This is a genomic window from Enterococcus sp. 3C7_DIV0644 (assembly GCF_002141235.1).
GTDB lineage: Bacteria > Bacillota > Bacilli > Lactobacillales > Enterococcaceae > Enterococcus_D > Enterococcus_D entomosocium.
Genome location: NZ_NGLK01000001.1, coordinates 1910745 through 1928833, shown reverse-complemented (window position 1 = coordinate 1928833; position 18089 = coordinate 1910745). Strand labels below are relative to the sequence as shown.

The following is an 18089-nucleotide window of genomic DNA, read 5'->3' as shown; positions in this document are numbered from 1 at the left end:
TTTTGCTTTCCCGGCGTTTGGCTGCCGACGAACAAAAAAGGCTCAATCATTTATGGGACTGATGAAAAGCACAGTTGATTTTGAACAACTCAGTCGTCCTTATTAACAGTCAGCCACACAAAAAAAGCAGTACCCTCTGAGAGGATACTGCTTTTGCTTGCTATTTGGCGTAATCCGTTGCGCGGGTCTCGCGAATAACGGTTACTTTGATATGACCTGGGTAATCCAAATCGTCTTCGATCTTCTTGCGGATGTCGCGAACCAATCGTACAGCATCCAAATCAGAAATCTCTTCTGGTTTGACCATTACACGGACTTCACGTCCGGCTTGGACGGCAAAACTGGAATCGACACCTTTGAAGCCGTTGGCGATATTTTCTAGGTTTTGCAAGCGGCGAATATAATTTTCCAATGATTCGCTGCGGGCACCTGGACGGGCTGCTGACAAGGCATCTGCGGCTGCAACTAAAACAGAGATAACCGATGTTGCTTCAACATCTCCATGGTGAGAAGCGATCGCATTGATCACCACACCATTTTCTTTGTATTTGGCAGCTAACTCAGCCCCGATCTCAACGTGAGAGCCTTCGATTTCATGGTCAAGGGCTTTCCCGATATCATGCAAGAGTCCGGCACGTTTAGCTAACTGAATATCTTCGCCTAATTCTGCGGCAAGAACACCGGTTAGTTTTGCGACTTCGATCGAGTGGTTCAAGACGTTTTGTCCGTAGCTGGTACGGAAACGCAAACGACCTAAAATCTTGATCAAGTCTGGATGAAGGGTGTGAGCACCGACTTCAAAGGCTGCTTGTTCCCCATATTCACGAATATGCTCATCCATTTCTTTCCGAGATTTTTCGACCATTTCTTCAATTCGAGCTGGATGGATCCGGCCGTCTTGAATCAGTTTTTCAAGGGTCATACGAGCAATTTCACGGCGAATCGGATCAAATCCTGATAAGACGACTGCTTCTGGCGTGTCATCGATGATCAAATCGATCCCTGTCAATGTTTCAAGGGTCCGAATGTTCCGACCTTCTCTTCCGATGATTCGACCTTTCATCTCATCATTTGGTAATGATACGACCGATACCGTGGTTTCAGACACTTGGTCTGCGGCACAACGTTGGATTGCTAGGGACAAGAGATTTTTTGCTTTTCGATCTGCTTCTTCCTTCGCACGCTGTTCAGATTCTTTGACCATGATCGTTAATTCATGGTTCAATTCCTCTTCCGTTGATTTCATGATCAACTCTTTTGCTTCATCTCTAGACAGCGCGGCGATGCGCTCTAATTCTTTCTGTTGTCCATCGATTAAGTTTTCTACTTCTTTTTCTCGCTCGTCAATTAATTGTTGTTTCTCACTAAGTCTGCCTTCTTTATCTTCAAGTGAGCGTTCTCGTTTTTCCAAAGAATCGTCCTTACGATCAAGTACTTGTTCTCTTTGGAGTAAACGATTTTCTTGTGATTTTAAATCAAGTTTGCTTTCTTTCAACTCACTTTCAATCTCTGACCGATACTTCTGATTTTCTTCCTTAGCTTCTAACAATGCTTCTTTTTTAAGAGTTTCTGCTTCTTTCTTAGCGCTTTCGATAATTCCAGCTGCAGAATTTTGGGCGCCGTTGATTTCTTTCTCATGACGAGATTTCGTCACATAAACTCCTAATCCAAGACCGACAATTAAACCGATGATAGCGAGGAGAATGTAAAGTAGTTCCAATGAATCCACCTCCATACTATCTTTTTAAATATTTTGTAATTTTGATTAACAAAGGATAACAAAATTATCAATTCGCTACTTCTTATGTGGAAATCCACATACGTTTATTCTAATGTTTGAACACAAGAGTGTCAACTTTAAATAATAAAGTAAACTTTCGCAACCCTTCCTTTTTACGGATGTTTTTTCAACAATAGATGAATCTAGCAAAAAGCCACAAAAAAGCCAAACAACCTCGTTGTTTGGCTTTTCAAGACTTATTCGTCTAATGGTAATTCTTCTTGCGCTTCCTCGAGGGTTACGGTCTCTCCTGTTCCAATCCCGTAAGCATCGCGGACGCGAGCAGAAACTTCTAGCATCATTTCTTGGTGTTCACGCATATAGTTTTTGGCGTTTTCACGACCTTGACCGATGCGATCCCCTTTATAGGCATACCACGCACCGCTTTTATCAACGATGTCTTGTTCCACGGCCATATCCAATAATTCCCCTTCTTGTGAAATACCTAGACCATACATCATGTCGACTTCCGCTACTTTAAATGGTGGCGCTACTTTGTTTTTGACTACTTTGATCTTCGTGCGGTTCCCGATGATATCTGTACCGGATTTCAATTGCTCAGCACGACGTACTTCCAAACGGATGGTTGAATAGAATTTCAACGCACGTCCACCAGGTGTCGTTTCTGGATTCCCAAACATGATCCCAACTTTTTCGCGAATTTGGTTGATAAAGATCGCGATCGTTTTCGTTTTGTTGATGGAACCAGAAAGTTTCCGTAATGCTTGTGACATCAAACGAGCTTGCAAACCAACGTGGGTATCACCCATTTCACCATCGATCTCCGCCCGTGGGACTAAAGCTGCTACCGAGTCAATAACTACGATATCAACCGCACCACTTGAAACTAAGGCGTCAGCGATCTCTAATCCTTGTTCCCCTGTATCTGGTTGTGATAACAAAAGATCATCGATATTTACACCTAATTTTTGCGCATACTGAGGATCTAACGCATGTTCGGCATCGATAAATGCTGCTGTTCCGCCATTTTTTTGGACTTCCGCAATGGCATGTAAAGCAACTGTCGTTTTACCAGAACTTTCTGGGCCGTAAACTTCTACGATCCGTCCTCGTGGGTAACCACCTACACCTAATGCAACATCCAAGGCCAATGAACCACTTGGGATCGTTGAAATTTGTTGATCAACTTTTTCGCCAAGCTTCATGATGGCACCTTTACCATAGTTCTTTTCAATCTTCTTTAGTGCAGCATCTAAGGCTGCTTTACGATCATCTGCCAAACGGATAATCCTCCTTATATTCATCACTTTCGTGTGTCGTTCATAAGATAATAATAGTCCTTCTGAAGGGAAATTGCAAGAAAAAACGAACAAACATTCGCATTAATTTAATAATTCCTTACGTATTTGATTTAAGCCTGCCATGACAGCACTATGCCGAATATAGGCGCGGTCGCGGTTGAAGTGATACAGCTGGCTTGAGACGCCTTTGTCAGAAGCTAAGGCGATCCAAACAGTGCCTTTGGGCTGGCCTTCTAATTCGTCTGGACCAGCAACACCGGTGAAGGCCACCGCATAATCGGTCTCTGCTTGTTTGCGGGCATAGACGGCCATTGCTTCCGCACACTCCTGACTAACAGTCCCATAGCTTTCTAAAAGCGCTGAATCGATGCCTAAGAGCTTGCTTTTTGTTCCAGCAGAATATGTCACGAACCCACCGGGAAACACCTCAGAGACGCCAGGAATCCCTCCTAGGGTCGCTTGAAACAAACCAGCGGTCAAACTTTCCGCTGCGGTGACGGTTTTCTTTTTCTCGATTAGTAGATCGACGACTGTTTCTGCCAGCGAATTTTGTTCCCCATATCCATAGAAATACGCACCGACCCGTGCTTGGACGGTTTCTTCTAATGCATCCAATTGTTTGATTCCTTGCGCCTCATCTGCGGTTTTGACCGTCAGACGCAATGTGACCTCATTGGGTTTGGCATAAGGGGCGATGGTGGGATTGACTTGGTTCTCGATCAAATCGGCCAATTCTGTGACCAACGCCGATTCTCCGATCCCGTAATAGCGCAAAACGCGAGAAAGCAAGACTTCTTCTTGGGGAAACTGCTCTAACAGAAGTGGTTTTGCGTGGGTAAGAAACATCGCCTGCAGTTCACTTGGCGGTCCTGGCAGCAGCAAATAACTGGTAGCGGCTGTCTGATAAAAAATCCCGATCGCTAGTCCATTGGGATTTGGCAAAGACACACCGTCTTTGAAGACTAAGGTCTGCCGCAAATTGTTTTCCGTCATCCTCCGTTGACTATTTTCAAAGAAGGCTTTCAATTGGTGATAACCTGGTTCATCTCGCACTAATTCCTGTCCCACATGGCGCGCAGTGACTTGTTTCGTCAAGTCATCGTCGGTGGGCCCTAAGCCGCCGCACAGCACGATCAAGTCGCTGCGTTTGTCGGCGATCGTCAGCAATTCCTCTAAGCGATTGGGGTTGTCCCCGACAACACTATGATAAAAAACATCGATCCCTAGACTTGCCAGTTCTTCTGACAAGAAGGTCGCGTTCGTATTCACCACCTGTCCTAAAAGTAATTCGGTCCCGACTGCAATAATTTCTGCTTTCATTCTTTTACTCCTTCATTTATCAGATACGTAAAAGTCTTTCATATTGACAAAAAAAGTCCAGAAAACTTCTGAACTTTCGTGACTTGCATCCTTGTTTTTATCGCTTCTTTATCTAGATCTAGAAATTTTACATAGAATCTTTAAAAACATTCGTATTTTTTATGAAATAATCGACCCCGGAATAGATCGTGAAGATCAAGCATAGATACAACATGATTTGATCGACAGGTAAACCGATCATTGAAAAGGGAATGTTGTTCAAGAACAAGAAAATGATCGCAACCATTTGTGTCGCGGTTTTGATTTTCCCCGGCCACGCAGCAGCCATGACTTCGCCGCTTTGTTCCACTAACAACAAGCGTAAACCTGTCACTGCCAACTCACGGCAAACGATGATCGAAACTACCCAGCCTGGGGCTTTGTTTAATTCGACCAGCATGATAAAAGCCGTCATGACGAGCATTTTATCTGCTAACGGGTCAGCAAACTTCCCGAAGTTGGTAACAAGGCCTCTGGAACGAGCGATCTTGCCATCTAGCCAGTCCGTAATGCTGGCTGCCGCAAAAAGGATCGCTGCAATAAGGTGCGTGTTTTCTAATTGTGTCGTACCAACGGTCATCGTGCCAAGATCGATCGGCAAAACCAAGACCAAAATAAAGATGGGGATCATAATGATTCGTAATACAGTTAATTGATTGGGTAAATTCACGAAATAGACTCCTCTCTGCCGACTATTGTACGAAATAACGGCAAATCATGCCACTACTTCTGCTTTTCACCAGTCGGGTGCAACAGATAACTTTTTAGCTAATGATACCTCAATAAGGCGCATTTGTCAGATTTATGCCGCATCGTCTTGGTATTCAATCACGAGACGGACCGTCTTTTGTAACAATTCAAATTGCGGATCAGAAAAGTCCACTTCCTGTCCATTGGCCTTGATGGAGATATTTTGGCTTGCTCCCAGGGTCAAAGTCGCATTCGTGGCGCCTTCTGGCAGCGTCATTGATTGCGTTTCCCCTGCTTGTAGAGTGTATTGGTACACATAAGCATTGTCAACTTGTACACCGACCCAACAAGAAGCATCTAGCCCAGTAAATGCCAATTCAATAGGGTTTTCCGCATCTTTCATCGTGATCGTGATCGAGGATTGCGTGGAATCGCTAGCCGTCATCGTCATTTTCGCTTCGCTGGATTCCGTCGTACTTGAGGACTCCGTCGCTTCACTCGAAGTACTGGTTTCTTCCGTACTTGTCGTGGTGGAAGCTGTAGACGCCGAATTTTCTACCACGAGAGAAGAACTCCCTTGGATCATCGGTGTTGTATTACGGTCTTGCCAAGCCATGTAGCCCACGATACTCACGATCGTAATGGCAACCAGGCCTAATAGAATCATCGGCAAATAGCGGACGACAAATGAGCCGCTTTTTTCTTCTACGTGCTGTGCTTTTCGTGAGCCGCTGACGGTTTCAGGCTGCGGTCTTTTTGGTAAGGGGGCGTCTAACGTATCTTTGCCATCAAAAACGGCCACCAATTTGTCGCCGTCTTCTCCAACCGCTGCTGCATATTGGCGAATAAACGCGCGGACATAAAAAGTGCCTGGCAATTGATCAAAACGCTCCGCTTCAATTGCTTCTAAATAGCGTTTTTGGATCTTTGTCATTTGTTGTAATTCAATCAATGAAATGTTCTTATCTAAACGGGCTTGCCGTAATTTTGCTCCAATCGTTGTTTCGTTGGCCACTCGATCATCTACTCCAGTCTTTTATTCATCTTTAAAAAAAGCCCTAAAATCGCTGCGCTGCTTGTCGTAAGGTCAGCAAAGCTGCTCTATCATTTTAAAACAGGGGTTCCCTGTATCAGTCAATAAAAAAAACTCCGTCACGCCGATTTCCATCTGGGCGCGCCGTCTACTAAATATAACATTTTTTCCGTGATTTTTTGCAAAAAAACAAAAAAAGATTTTGCTTCAATAATTAAAGAATACCATAAAAGAAAAAGTCTGAGGATAGCCTAACCACAACTCGCAAACAAATTTTAATACTTTTCGCCAAATTGGCATCAAAATGCAAGAAAAAACCACCCTTTGACGCAAAAAGAAAACACTGAATGATCTAGGAGTTGGGCAGCCCTTGAGCTGTTGGGCCTTCCTCCTTGAATCATTCAGTGTCGCTTAAATGACAGCTGTTTGACAAAACCAGCCTTCGCTTAGGCTTTTTCCGTTGGATACATGTAAAAACGGCTAAACGCTTTAGGATCGATAAAGGAACGAGCCGCTTGCTGAACATCTTCCAAAGTGATCGATTGGATCACCTCCGGTAGATCAAAGAGCGTCGTTTCACCGAATAAGCTTTGGGTAAACTGGTTTGCAATAAACTCCAATGAGTTCAGTGATTGGAAATATTTCCCTAGCATTTTCTTCTTCAATAACGTCAAGTTTTCTTCATTAATCTCTGGGTCGTGCTGGAAATTCATTAAGATCGCTTCGATCTCTGCCAACATTTCTTTTGGCTCTTCAGAATCCCCCGAGAAATCGGCAAAGTAAAAGCCGCGATCCAAGTTCACTTCAAATCCAAACGTGTCATCGATGATGCCTTGATCATACAGACGCAAATAATTGGCGGAAGTATTGCCTAAAACCAATTGGCAGAAAAGGTTCAACGCATTTTTGAAGCGTAAGAGCTCTCTTCCTGATTCCGGCAGTTTGTTCAAGTCCCCTTTGATCCCTAACACGCCTTTAGCACGTGTCACTGGCATGGTAAGGCTTGATTCTGCTTGAATATCGGCAAAGGTTTCTTCAGGAAACTGGCGAATGATCGCTTGCGTTTCTGGAAAGGTCTTGGCCGCTTGATTGGTCCGAATCCACGCCATCGTTTCTTCCGGATCGATGTTGCCTACCACAAAAAGTGTCATGTTGCTTGGGTGATAGAAGGTATTGTAGCAAAGATACAAGTCTTCTGCGGTGATCTGCGCAATGCTTTCCACCGTACCAGCGATATCGATATGCAGGGGGTGCTTCGGATACAAATTTTTGATGATGCCAAAAAACTGCTGCCAGTTCGGATCGTCATCATACATTTGGATTTCTTGGCCAATGATCCCTTTTTCTTTTTCGACGGTTTCTTCTGTGAAATACGGGGCTTGAACGAAATCGATCAACGTTTCAAGGTTCAGCTTGATTTGATCGGTTGCCGAAAAAAGGTAGCTGGTTTTCGTGAAACTGGTAAAGGCATTGGCAGAAGCCCCCTGCTGACCAAAGGTTTGAAAGACATCGCCGTCTTCTTTTTCAAACAGTTTGTGCTCTAGAAAATGGGCAATGCCATCTGGAACTTGATGCAATGCTTCGGGTGAAAACCCGAAATGATTGTCGACAGAGCCATAGTTCGTACTGAAAAGTCCGTAAGTTTTATGGAAATCGGCTTTTGGCAGCAAATAAACTTTCAAGCCGTTTGGCAATACTTCTTCATAAAGGGTCTCATTGATTTGCTGATAGACTTTTTTATTCATGGGTCGTCTCCTTATCCAGGAAGAATACAGCTTGCAAGGACACGTTTTTGGCCAATGCTTGGACATCTGCTACGGTCACTTGAGCCAATTTCTGCATAAATTCATCTTCCGTCATTTTCGTATTCGGTACCCACTGATTCAGATAGGCTGTTTCGATCAGTGCTTGTGGGTTATCCAACGAAAGCAAGTACTGGTTTTTCAACATCGCTTTTGTTTGTGCCAGTTCTTCCGCTGTGACTTCGCCACGCTGCAAGCTTTGCAGCTGTTGTTCGATCAATTTGAAGACCTTGTCGCGGTTTTTGCCGTCGATTCCTGTTTGGACCGACAAGTACCCGCGAAACGTATCGATACTGCTGGAAGCATAATAAGCCAAACTTTCTTTCTCTCGGACATTCATAAACAGTTTTGAATGAGGGAATCCGCCAAACAACCCGTTGAAGACCATAAAGGCGATCCGCTCGGCTTGGTCATAATACACGCCAGTATGATAGCCTAAGTTCAATTTGGCTTGAATGATTGGTTCCCGCAAGATTTTCTCGCGAATGATATTTTCCGCCGCTTGCTGATAAAAGACCGGTATTGCTTGGTCTGGCCGATCGGTAAAGGCCATGTTCTGGAAAATCTCCGCGACTTCTGCTTCAACCACATCGCCGATCACAAAAAGATCGATTTGGTCATTGTCCATCATTGAGCGATAGGTTTGGTAAAGCTCTTTTGCGGTCACAGCTTCTAAGTCTTGGGGACGGCCAAAGCTCGGATACTTCTGATTCTGATCGTTTTCGAAATACAACTCTTGCAGCCCTAAAGAAGCCAATGCTTGCTTATCTTCTGCCACGCTGTTCATATAGGCGATCAAGTTGTGCTTTTCGATGGTAAAGTTCTTTTCCTCAAATTGCTCCTCGTGGGCATTCGGATGGAACAAAACTTCTGCTAAAAAAGCGGCTGCTTGCGGCAAGACTGCTTCATCTGACACATACTTCCCGTTGACAAAGGACATCGCTGCATTGATTTGATGCAGATTGCCCCGTTTGTTGACATTCATTCCAAAGCTGGCACCGTAAAGCTCCGCCAGTTGACTGCTAAATGCGGTCTGCGTCGGATAAGCCAAACTAGTCGTTTCTAATAAACTAGTCAATAAAGTCCGTTTGGCGGTCATTTCGGCCTGCAATGGTGCAGTGAACCGAACGAAAAAACGGATCGTTTTATACTTTTTGGTCGGCAGCACCGTTAACCGAACACCTTTTTTTAATTCAATAGACATGTGACACCCCTTCTAGAAGCAAAATTATCTCTTCAATTATAGCATAGCTGACAAACTTTCTCCTTGGCTCATTGATCAAACCTGCTGCAGCGAGCGTTTTTTTTTATAAATCTTGCATTTTTCGCTATACTGTCAGTAAGATTTAGAAGGGAGGATACAGGATGATTAAAGAATTTAAAGAATTTATTTTACGAGGAAACGTCATTGACTTGGCGATCGGGGTCGTGATCGGGAGTGCCTTCACCGCAATCGTCACTAGTTTAGTTGAAGGATTGCTGACACCATTGGTTTCATGGATCTTATCACTCTTCGGTAACGCCGATGCCTTTTCTGGCTTGGTCTTTGAACCCGCCAAAAATGTAGTCTTTGATTTTGGCCGCGTCATCACTGCCATTATTACGTTCTTGATTACCGCATTTGTCTTGTTCTTGATTGTCAAAGCAGTGAACAAATTACGCAATCTGAAACAACAACCTGAGGAAGACGAAGTACCAGAAATCACTGCAGAGGATTATTTAGAAGAGATTCGTGATCTTTTAAAAGCGCAAACGCCTACTGCCAACACCGTTGATCCACGTCCAACATCATTGGACGATACGATCAGATAAGAAACCGGCTCTTTGTCATTAAGGACAAAAGAAGCAATTCGGATTCATCCGATCCATCAATCATAGCGCTAAAAGAAGCAAGCACGGCGAACCTCTCTAGAGAGTCGCTGTGCTTGCTTCTTTTTTCATCCCGACATGCAGGATCCCGTCTTCATAAAAAGGCGGTGTAATGGTTTTAAAGCCATACTGGCCGTAGAATTTTTCTAAGTGGGCTTGTGCTTCGATCTCAATAGGCAAAGCCGGATAACACTGCTCAATGCGATGCAAAACTTCTTTGATCAGACGATGGCCTTCTTTTTGCCCCCGGTATGCCGGTGCCACAATGACCCGACCAAAATGCACCGTTTGTTCCTGCTGGAAAATACGGGCGTATGAAACGACCTGCCCGTCCTCATCAAGGGCCCATAAATGTTTGGCCTGTGCATCGATCACATCGATCTCCTGATACGCACACGCTTGTTCCACCACAAAAACTGCTGTGCGCAAACGGGCAAGTTGATAAAACTCCACCCCAGTCATTTCCCCTAACTCTTTTAGAAAAAACGCCATCCCATCACTCCTTATCTTGTTGAACCAAAAAAGAGTCAACAAAGTGTCAACTCTTTTTGTTTCAAACAGCTTCCGATAAAAATTCAATCTCAACAGTTCTGGTTAAAATATCTGAATAACTATAAGAAACCCGCTCGAATGAATTCTCGTTTGGATCCAAATCTACAACAAAAACTGAAGGATAAGTTTCTGTCAAAACGCCGCGACGTTCAGTTTGACGCTTACGTCCAGTCTGAGCAACTAGCATAATCTCACTACCGATACGGCCTTCTAAATCTTTCTTGATTGTAGCTAAAGTTGTTGGCATCGCATTCACCTCGAGCATCATTATACCACGAAATGCAGAAAATTTCAAGTTTACCATAAAATAATTCTACTTTCAATAAGATTTTTGTTAAACGTCTTTGATAAGCGCTATCAATTTTGTCCTACCGCGGCTGAAAGCGCTTTTTATTTTTTCGTAAGACAGCTTTTCTTGAGCCGCAATCTGATCAAGTTCTAATCCTTTTAAATAATTCATTATAACCATTCTTTCTAAAGACGATAAACTTTTCGGATACTCTACCAACGATTCATTAACAAACAAATAGGTCTCTGCAGTTTCCGCACAGCGATTATGATCGGTCAAAAACCGATTGCCTTCTTGTGAAAGCTTTTCTTCCAGCGAGCAGGCATCGACTTGGGCTTTGCGTTTTTGGGCATGCTGCGCCCGCAACAAGCTGCAGATACGGTTTTCAAAGGATCGCTTAAACAAGATACCCAGCGTCGTTCCTTTGTCCTGATCGTAAGTCTTTAGACACTTATTAAAAACGATCCGGCCTTCTTGCAGCCAATCATCTAAGTCATAATCCCGCAGATAATATTTTTTATGCAAAATCTCAACGATCGGTCGATATTTTCTGAACAACTCTTCAAATCTATCAGAAGGGTGTGATACTTGTCCTTCTTCCCTGCGCATCGATATCACTCCTTTTGTTTTTGCTTCATTTGCTACAAAAGGAGCGTATCATAAATGGCTGGGACATCTTCTAATTTACCAGACCAACTTTGTCCCTAACTAAGGTCGCGCAATTTCTTTTCAAGTTCAGCTAATTGTTCCGGTGACCAAGGGGAATTGCGCCGGAAATTTTCAAACCGCAAATCGGTTTGATGCTCGTGGATGTCTTTTTCCGTTTTTTCCACGCTTTTGTACAATTCCCGTGCCGAAGTTCGTAAGGCACCTTGAGAGAAGATCACCCACTGTTCGGCTAAATCGCTGGTAGCGACGGTGACTTGCGTCAATCGATTGTTTAACTCACCAGCGATTCGTTCAATGTAGCTGTCGGCGGTCTCTCCTTCTTCGGTAAAAATAACTTCCAGCTGATATTTGGTGTAACTTTGTGTCACACCAGGCACCAGTTGGGCATCAAAAACAACGATGATTCTCAAGCCTTCATATTTTGCATAATTCGATAGCCGGTTCAGCAAAGCTTCTCTCGCATCTTCTAAACGGTCCTGATTTTTCAAAAGAACCAGCTCCGGCCAAGCGCCAATCATATTGTAGCCATCCACGATCAGCAAAGGGGTTTTCATTGGGATGCCCCATTTCGGCTAGTAAAGGCCTGATACATCAACAAGCCTGCCGCCACACTGGCGTTCAAGCTCTGCACGTGCCCGGTCATTGGGATCGTCAGCATTTGATCCACTTCTTTTTTCAAACCTTCCCCCATGCCGCGACCTTCGTTACCGATGATCAAACCGACCGCCCCTTGGGCATTCCATGTACGGTAATCACTGCCGCTCATATCAGTACCGAAGATCCAAAAACCAGCTTTTTTCAGCTGCTGGACTGCTTGGGTCAAGTTGGTCACTCGAGCCACAGGGATATGTTCCACTGCGCCGGTCGATGTTTTCACCACGATCGGCGTGATCCCCACCGCACGGTGTTTCGGAATGATGATCCCGTCTACGCCGCTGGCATCAGCGGTTCGCATGATGGAGCCGAAATTATGGGGATCTTCTAGATTATCTAAAATCAGATACAGCGGCTGTTCTTTCGTTTGGGCCAACAATTCATCCAAGGTCAAATACTGGTAAGGGGTGATCGCCAAGATCATGCCTTGATGGACCCCTTGGTCACTCATCGTATCCAGCTTTTGTTTTGGCACCCATTTGACAGGAACTGCCTGTTCCCGTGCCATTTCTTTCAGACGATCGATCTTTTCTCCCCTTGCCTCTTCAGAAAGAAACAGCTTGTTGCCTCGCCCTTCTTTCAAGGCTTCAGCAACCGCATGATAGCCAAAGACAAAATTATCTTCGATGGCTTCTCCCTCGGCTTCTTTGCGGCGATCCGGTCTATTTTCTTTTCTAGCTTCTGATTGGCCAGCTGTTTTTTTATTTGGACGCTTTCTTTGCGGTTTTTCTCGCATCTTCTTCTCCTACTTTCTTTATACACCAGTCTACCAGCTCGTCTAAGCGTTCTTTTTGCTGCGTGAGGTGCAAATACCCGATCAGCGATTCAAAGCCAGTAGCGATGCGATACGTCGTGACATCGGCATTTTTGGCACCCGTATGACTTTTACTATTACGGCCGCGGCGATAAAAATCATGTTCTTCTTCGGTCAAGATCTCTTCATCCAACATCTTTTGGATCAACGCTGCTTGGGCCTTGGCAGATACATAGTGGGTCGCCATATGGTGCAGTTGGTTTGGTCGGGTTTGGCCTTGGGCGACTAAATAATCGCGAATATAGACTTCATAGACCGCATCCCCCACATAGGCCAATGCCAAACCATTCAATTGTTTATAATCTCTCATATTTCTCGTCTCCATCGGGTTCCTTGCGGGGTATCTTCTAAGATGATCCCTTGTTCTTTCAACTCATCACGGATTTGGTCGCTGCGGGCAAAATCTTTGGCTTTGCGGGCGGCGATTCGTTCATTGATCAGCTGTTCGATTTCTTCATCTAGCAATTCTTCTGATACAAAATAAATCCCGAAAATCGTCAGCCATTCGCTGAACTTGGCTAATCCAGCGGTTAATAAAGCCAAGTCTGTTTCTGGGTCTTCGCTAGCTAAGTTCAGCCACTTCGCCAATTCATAGACCACTGTGATCCCATTAGCCGCGTTGAAATCATCGTCCATTTCTTTGATGAAACGTTCTTCAAATTCTTCCAGAACCGGTGCATTGACTTCCTCATCGCTGGCTTGATAGTGACTGCTATTCAAGCGGAATTTGGCATTTTCATAGGTCGTACGCAATTTTTGCAGATTGGTTTGTGCTTCATGCAAGGTAGTCTCGCTGTATTTGATTGGTCGGCGGTACTGAGTCGTTGCCAAAAAGAAACGCAGCACCTGTGGATCAACTTTTTTGACCATCTCATGCACCGTGACGAAGTTGCCCAGCGACTTACTCATTTTTTCTTCGTCTTCACCGATCGTCACATAGCCATTATGCATCCAATAGTTGGCAAAGGTCTTGCCGGTTTTTGCCTCGCTTTGGGCGATCTCATTTTCATGATGAGGGAAGGTCAAGTCTTGTCCGCCTCCATGAATATCGATGGTCTCGCCTAGGTGTTTGGTCGCCATCACCGAGCATTCGATATGCCAGCCGGGACGGCCGGCTCCCCAAGGAGATTCCCAAGCGATCTCATCGCCTTTTGCCGCTTTCCACAAAGCAAAATCCAACGGATCTTCCTTGATTTTTTGTTCTTCACCGGTTCGCTGGCTTGCGCCGACTTCCAGCTCGTCGATGGATTGGTCGCTTAATTGCCCATAGTGAGCAAATTTACGGGTACGGTAATAAACATCGCCATTGACTGGATAGGCATAGCCTTTTTCTACAAGAGCAGCAATAAAGGCAATGATGTCTTCAATATGATCCATCACACGAGGATTCATCGTAGCAGGTTTGACATTCAGCGCTGCAGTATCTTCATTGAAGGCGTTGATAAAACGCTCTGCCACTTCTGGGGCCGTCGTACCTAATTCTTTTGCTGCACGAATGATTTTATCATCGACATCGGTAAAATTCATCAAATAGTCCACTGTATAGCCGCGGTATTCGAAATAACGACGTACGGTATCAAATGAAACAGTACTGCGGCCATTCCCGATATGGATATAGTTATAGACGGTGGGTCCGCAAACATACATTTTTACTTTCTTTTCTTCCAATGGCTGAAACACTTCTTTTTCTCGTGTCAGCGTATTATAGATTTTAATCATCGTGGGTAACCTTCTTTCCTTTGATTCGAACGATCTTTGCCGGGATGCCGACAGCAGTTGCTTCTGCGGGGATATCCTTCAAAACCACTGCATTGGCGCCGATCTTTGCACGCTCACCGATCGTGACAGGACCTAAGATCTGCGCATGGGCTGAGAGAAACGCACCGGTTTTAACCGTGGGATGACGCTTGCCCCGCTCTTTGCCGGTTCCCCCCAGGGTGACTCCGTGAAACAAGACGACATCATCTTCAATGATCGCCGTTTCCCCAATCACGACCCCCATCCCATGATCGATAAAGACCCCTTGACCGATCTGGGCACCAGGATGAATCTCGATCCCGGTCAAGAAACGCCAAAACTGGGCCGTCAGTTTTGCCAAAAAATACCAGCGATGCTGAAACAAAAAGTGCGCCCAACGATGCCAAAATAAGGCATGGAATCCCGGATACGTGATGATGATCTCCAACGTTGATCGCACCGACGGATCGTGTTTTTTTGTTGCCGCAATTGCTTTTTTGAACCAAGTCATCTTCTCACCTGCTTTATCCAAACTTCTTGATACGAAAAAAGCGTCTTTCAAATAAGTTTCCTTATTCAAAAGACGCTTTTTTGCGTGGTCCCACTTTTGTTCGCAGTTCGGCACTGCCTTCAAGCGGGTAACGTCCGCTGCTTCGTCTTTGACTTGCGCCAAAGCCACTCCTAGGTGCATTTCCTAGCCTTTTTTGACCACTCTCACCTTCCGTGGCCTCTCTGAAAAAAATCGGCTAGTACTTCGTCTATTCGCTGTGTTTATAACACGTTATTCAAATGATCAAGGGCTTTTTCTTTCCCTAATAATTCAACGGTATCCGGTAGTTCTGGTCCATGGGTTTGGCCTGAGACTGCCACTCGGATCGGCATGAATAAATTCTTGCCTTTGATGCCTGTTTCTTTTTGGATCTCCTTGATAGCTGCTTTGACTGCTGCAGCTTCTACGACTGGCGTCGCCAGCAATTTTTCTTTAAATGCTGTTAAAACCGTCGGTACGGTTTCCCCTGCCAAGACTTCTTTGGCTGCATCATCTAATTCAGGATGTTCTTCGAAGAACAATTCCGAAAGATCGACGATTTGAGCCGCAAAACTCATTTGTGGTTGATACAAGGATACGATTTTTTTCAACCAAGCAGCTTTTTCTTCGGTCAATGTTTCTTCGATGCGGCCAGCTTTTACCAAGTAAGGAACGCACATTGCCGTCAATTCATCCAAATCCATTTGTTTCATGTATTGGTTATTGACCCATTCCAATTTCTTGGCATCGAAGGCAGCTGGTGATTTGCTCAACCGTTCAGGATCAAAGATTTTGATCAATTCTTCTTGAGAGAAAATTTCTTCCTCCCCAACTGGTGACCAGCCTAAAAGTGCAATAAAGTTGAACATAGCATCTGGCAAATAACCCAATTCACGGTATTGCTCGATGAATTGCAGAATCGATTCGTCCCGTTTGCTTAATTTTTTCCCAGTTTCGCTATTGATGATCAACGTCATATGCCCGAATTCCGGTGCTTGCCAGCCAAATGCTTCATAGATCATCAACTGTTTTGGTGTGTTGGCGATGTGGTCATCTCCACGCAACACATGGGTGATTTTCATATGATGGTCATCCACTGCTACTGCAAAGTTGTAGGTCGGCATGCCATCACGTTTTTGGATGACAAAATCGCCACCGACATTATCTGATTCAAAAACGATCTCGCCTTTGACCATGTCATGGAATTTGTATTCAGTATTGCGAGAGACACGGAAACGAATCACTGGTTTCAAGCCTTGTGCTTCTTTTTCGGCTTGCTCTTCCGGTGTTAAGTTGGCACATTTCCCTGCATAATGAGGCATTTCGCCACGCGTTCTTTGGCCTTCGCGTTCGGCTTCCAACTCTTCTTCCGTACAATAACACTTATACGCACGATTACTTGCGAGCAATTGATCGACCAGTGGTTGGTAGATATCGCCGCGTTCTGATTGACGATACGGCCCATATTCCCCTGGATTTTCAGGTGATTCGTCCCAATCCATCCCTAACCATTGCAAGTTTTCAAGCTGGCTTTTTTCACCATCTTCAATGTTTCTTTTTTGATCGGTGTCTTCGATTCGGATAATAAATTCACCGTCATTGTGACGAGCAAACAAATAATTGAATAAAGCCGTCCGAGCATTCCCGATGTGTAAATGTCCTGTTGGACTTGGCGCGTAACGTACACGTACTTTTGTCATTGTTTTCCTCTTCCTTCATCTGATTTCCAAGCCAGCCAAGCTGCTTGGGGCTTATTGTTCAGTTTAGTGGGAAAGACCCGCGTAAAAAACAGAACCCTCAAGTTGAATTGTACAATCAATAACCCAATTAGTAAAGGCAGCTGGCATATTTTACGCCAGCTGCCGAGGATTATTTCTCTGATTTTGATCCTTCTTTGTTGTCGATGCCGCGACCAGAATGGGCTGGTTTGGCAAAAATCATCCGCCCAGCTGCCGTTTGCAAGGCGCTGGTGACGATCACTTCGATGTGTTCGTTCATGTAATGCTGGCCATCTTCCACCACGACCATCGTCCCGTCATCTAGATAAGCGACCCCTTGCTGCCGCTCCGTGCCAGCTTTCACTACTAAGACGTGCATGCTTTCTCCTGGAATCACCACTGGTTTGACCGCATTGGCCAACGCATTGATATTCAAGACCGGCACATTTTGAAATTCAGAAACTTTGTTTAAATTGTAGTCATTAGTCACAACGACACCATCCAGCAATTTCGCTAACTTGATCAGCTTGCTGTCGACTTCGGAAATGTCTTCAAAATCGCCTTCGTACATCTCAACTGCGATGCCTTCTTCTTTTTGCAAAGCATTCAAAATATCCAAGCCGCGACGGCCCCGGACCCGTTTCAAACTATCGCCAGAATCTGCGATGTATTGCAATTCATACAAAACGAAATTCGGGATCAGCAGGACGCCTTCCAAAAAGCCGGTTTTGGCAATATCATAGATCCGGCCATCAATGATCACGCTGGTATCCAAAATTTTGTATTTGTGGAAATGGTCCGCGATTTTTCTTTCTAGCATCTGCTGTTCATCTTGCTCTTGAGGCTCTGCCTTTTTGTTTTTCGGGGCAAAGACTTTTTTCCATTCATCGATCCGTGTCGTCCCGATCTGAAAACCGAGATACCCTAACAGGACCATCACTAAGATTGGGGCGATCCCGTTGATAAAAGGAATATCCCAATTGTAAAAAGGAATCGACACGATCACACCGATCATCAGACCGATGATCGAACCAATTGCGCCAAACAAGAGATAGGTTAAGCTCAATTCACTTAGTTTTTCTTCAATTTTGCGAATACCGGCTGCAATATATTTCGCTAATAGTAAAGATAATAAAAAGAAAATAAGGGCTCCAAGCAAACTATTAGTGATGTTATTATTCAGCCATTCATTTTGGGTTTGCCCAATGGCTTGCCATGCGATGGGCATCAGTGAGATCCCTAGACTTGCACCGGCAAGTACCATTAGTGCGGTAATGACTCGTTTCTGCATACATGTTCCTCCATACTCCAGTAGGTTTCTTTTGTTCAAAA

The 18089-nt window shown here is 44.6% G+C and carries 18 protein-coding genes and 1 other annotated feature; of the genes, 1 reads left to right on the top strand and 17 read right to left on the bottom strand.

The window, feature by feature from the left end; translation table 11 throughout:
• Nucleotides 1–160 precede the first annotated feature (160 nt).
• The 7 genes from rny to A5877_RS09080 all read right to left on the bottom strand — a co-directional run bounded on the left by rny (nt 161) and on the right by A5877_RS09080 (nt 9130).
• Nucleotides 161–1735 carry a ribonuclease Y gene (gene rny, locus A5877_RS09110; protein WP_005232891.1) on the bottom strand — a complete coding sequence of 525 codons (1575 nt, stop codon included), beginning with the start codon at nt 1733–1735 and terminating at the stop codon, nt 161–163.
• A 242-nt stretch (nt 1736–1977) separates the two neighbouring features.
• A complete protein-coding gene (gene recA / locus A5877_RS09105) occupies nt 1978–3021 on the bottom strand; it encodes a recombinase RecA (protein WP_008376737.1) in 1044 nt (347 codons plus the stop codon).
• A 102-nt stretch (nt 3022–3123) separates the two neighbouring features.
• Entirely contained in the window at nt 3124–4362 is a 1239-nt protein-coding gene (locus A5877_RS09100) for a competence/damage-inducible protein A (protein ID WP_005232893.1), read from the bottom strand.
• Between the two features lie 127 nt (nt 4363–4489).
• The gene (gene pgsA, locus A5877_RS09095) at nt 4490–5071 is read right to left on the bottom strand and encodes a CDP-diacylglycerol--glycerol-3-phosphate 3-phosphatidyltransferase (protein WP_042890631.1); all 582 of its coding nucleotides are present in this window, start codon (nt 5069–5071) and stop codon (nt 4490–4492) included.
• 132 nt (nt 5072–5203) lie between these two features.
• Nucleotides 5204–6106, bottom strand: a complete 903-nt coding sequence (locus tag A5877_RS09090; protein WP_005232895.1) for a helix-turn-helix domain-containing protein — start codon at nt 6104–6106, stop codon at nt 5204–5206.
• Between the two features lie 464 nt (nt 6107–6570).
• Nucleotides 6571–7869, bottom strand: a complete 1299-nt coding sequence (locus A5877_RS09085) for a pitrilysin family protein (protein ID WP_005232896.1) — start codon at nt 7867–7869, stop codon at nt 6571–6573.
• Nucleotides 7862–9130, bottom strand: a complete 1269-nt coding sequence (locus A5877_RS09080; RefSeq protein WP_005232897.1) for a pitrilysin family protein — start codon at nt 9128–9130, stop codon at nt 7862–7864. The genes A5877_RS09085 and A5877_RS09080 overlap by 8 nt, the downstream gene beginning before the upstream one ends.
• 161 nt (nt 9131–9291) lie before the next feature.
• Here A5877_RS09080 and mscL point away from each other — a divergent pair, with 161 nt between their 5' ends.
• On the top strand, nt 9292–9738 hold the full coding sequence (gene mscL / locus A5877_RS09075; protein ID WP_005232898.1) for a large conductance mechanosensitive channel protein MscL: 447 nt from the start codon (nt 9292–9294) through the stop codon (nt 9736–9738).
• A 96-nt stretch (nt 9739–9834) separates the two neighbouring features.
• Here mscL and A5877_RS09070 read toward each other — a convergent pair whose 3' ends face one another.
• The 10 genes from A5877_RS09070 to A5877_RS09025 all read right to left on the bottom strand — a co-directional run bounded on the left by A5877_RS09070 (nt 9835) and on the right by A5877_RS09025 (nt 18048).
• Entirely contained in the window at nt 9835–10287 is a 453-nt protein-coding gene (locus tag A5877_RS09070) for a GNAT family N-acetyltransferase (RefSeq protein WP_086298923.1), read from the bottom strand.
• 61 nt (nt 10288–10348) lie between these two features.
• Nucleotides 10349–10594, bottom strand: a complete 246-nt coding sequence (locus tag A5877_RS09065; protein WP_005226417.1) for a Veg family protein — start codon at nt 10592–10594, stop codon at nt 10349–10351.
• Nucleotides 10595–10681: 87 nt separating this feature from the next.
• Nucleotides 10682–11245, bottom strand: a complete 564-nt coding sequence (locus tag A5877_RS09060; RefSeq protein WP_005232901.1) for a sigma-70 family RNA polymerase sigma factor — start codon at nt 11243–11245, stop codon at nt 10682–10684.
• A gap of 95 nt (nt 11246–11340) precedes the next feature.
• Entirely contained in the window at nt 11341–11859 is a 519-nt protein-coding gene (locus A5877_RS09055) for an NYN domain-containing protein (RefSeq protein ID WP_005232902.1), read from the bottom strand.
• Entirely contained in the window at nt 11856–12695 is an 840-nt protein-coding gene (gene rlmB / locus A5877_RS09050) for a 23S rRNA (guanosine(2251)-2'-O)-methyltransferase RlmB (RefSeq protein WP_005232903.1), read from the bottom strand. Before rlmB ends, A5877_RS09055 begins: the two co-directional genes overlap by 4 nt.
• Nucleotides 12661–13083, bottom strand: coding sequence for a Mini-ribonuclease 3 (locus tag A5877_RS09045; RefSeq protein WP_005232904.1), 423 nt, complete (start codon nt 13081–13083; stop codon nt 12661–12663). Before A5877_RS09045 ends, rlmB begins: the two co-directional genes overlap by 35 nt.
• On the bottom strand, nt 13080–14492 hold the full coding sequence (cysS, locus tag A5877_RS09040; protein WP_016619443.1) for a cysteine--tRNA ligase: 1413 nt from the start codon (nt 14490–14492) through the stop codon (nt 13080–13082). Before cysS ends, A5877_RS09045 begins: the two co-directional genes overlap by 4 nt.
• Nucleotides 14485–15021: a serine O-acetyltransferase EpsC gene (gene epsC, locus A5877_RS09035; protein ID WP_061054472.1), complete on the bottom strand. Its 537-nt coding sequence runs from the start codon at nt 15019–15021 to the stop codon at nt 14485–14487. Before epsC ends, cysS begins: the two co-directional genes overlap by 8 nt.
• 65 nt (nt 15022–15086) lie before the next feature.
• Nucleotides 15087–15285 (bottom strand) — a binding site (T-box leader).
• On the bottom strand, nt 15282–16739 hold the full coding sequence (gene gltX, locus A5877_RS09030; RefSeq protein ID WP_086316722.1) for a glutamate--tRNA ligase: 1458 nt from the start codon (nt 16737–16739) through the stop codon (nt 15282–15284). Its footprint overlaps the feature before it by 4 nt.
• A 169-nt stretch (nt 16740–16908) precedes the next feature.
• Nucleotides 16909–18048 (bottom strand): PIN/TRAM domain-containing protein, encoded by a 1140-nt coding sequence (locus A5877_RS09025; RefSeq protein WP_005232908.1) that lies wholly within the window; start codon nt 18046–18048, stop codon nt 16909–16911.
• Between the last annotated feature and the right edge of the window lie 41 nt (nt 18049–18089).

Coding starts and splice junctions, on each gene's coding strand:
- rlmB (WP_005232903.1), bottom strand. CDS start 12,695: ATGCGAGAAAAACCGCAAAGAAAGCGTCCAAATAAAAAAACAGCTGGC.
- A5877_RS09070 (WP_086298923.1), bottom strand. CDS start 10,287: ATGGCGTTTTTTCTAAAAGAGTTAGGGGAAATGACTGGGGTGGAGTTT.
- A5877_RS09085 (WP_005232896.1), bottom strand. CDS start 7,869: ATGAATAAAAAAGTCTATCAGCAAATCAATGAGACCCTTTATGAAGAA.
- epsC (WP_061054472.1), bottom strand. CDS start 15,021: ATGACTTGGTTCAAAAAAGCAATTGCGGCAACAAAAAAACACGATCCG.
- cysS (WP_016619443.1), bottom strand. CDS start 14,492: ATGATTAAAATCTATAATACGCTGACACGAGAAAAAGAAGTGTTTCAG.
- gltX (WP_086316722.1), bottom strand. CDS start 16,739: ATGACAAAAGTACGTGTACGTTACGCGCCAAGTCCAACAGGACATTTA.
- A5877_RS09080 (WP_005232897.1), bottom strand. CDS start 9,130: ATGTCTATTGAATTAAAAAAAGGTGTTCGGTTAACGGTGCTGCCGACC.
- A5877_RS09060 (WP_005232901.1), bottom strand. CDS start 11,245: ATGCGCAGGGAAGAAGGACAAGTATCACACCCTTCTGATAGATTTGAA.
- A5877_RS09045 (WP_005232904.1), bottom strand. CDS start 13,083: ATGAGAGATTATAAACAATTGAATGGTTTGGCATTGGCCTATGTGGGG.
- A5877_RS09055 (WP_005232902.1), bottom strand. CDS start 11,859: ATGAAAACCCCTTTGCTGATCGTGGATGGCTACAATATGATTGGCGCT.
- A5877_RS09025 (WP_005232908.1), bottom strand. CDS start 18,048: ATGCAGAAACGAGTCATTACCGCACTAATGGTACTTGCCGGTGCAAGT.
- A5877_RS09065 (WP_005226417.1), bottom strand. CDS start 10,594: ATGCCAACAACTTTAGCTACAATCAAGAAAGATTTAGAAGGCCGTATC.
- mscL (WP_005232898.1), top strand. CDS start 9,292: ATGATTAAAGAATTTAAAGAATTTATTTTACGAGGAAACGTCATTGAC.
- A5877_RS09100 (WP_005232893.1), bottom strand. CDS start 4,362: ATGAAAGCAGAAATTATTGCAGTCGGGACCGAATTACTTTTAGGACAG.
- rny (WP_005232891.1), bottom strand. CDS start 1,735: ATGGAGGTGGATTCATTGGAACTACTTTACATTCTCCTCGCTATCATC.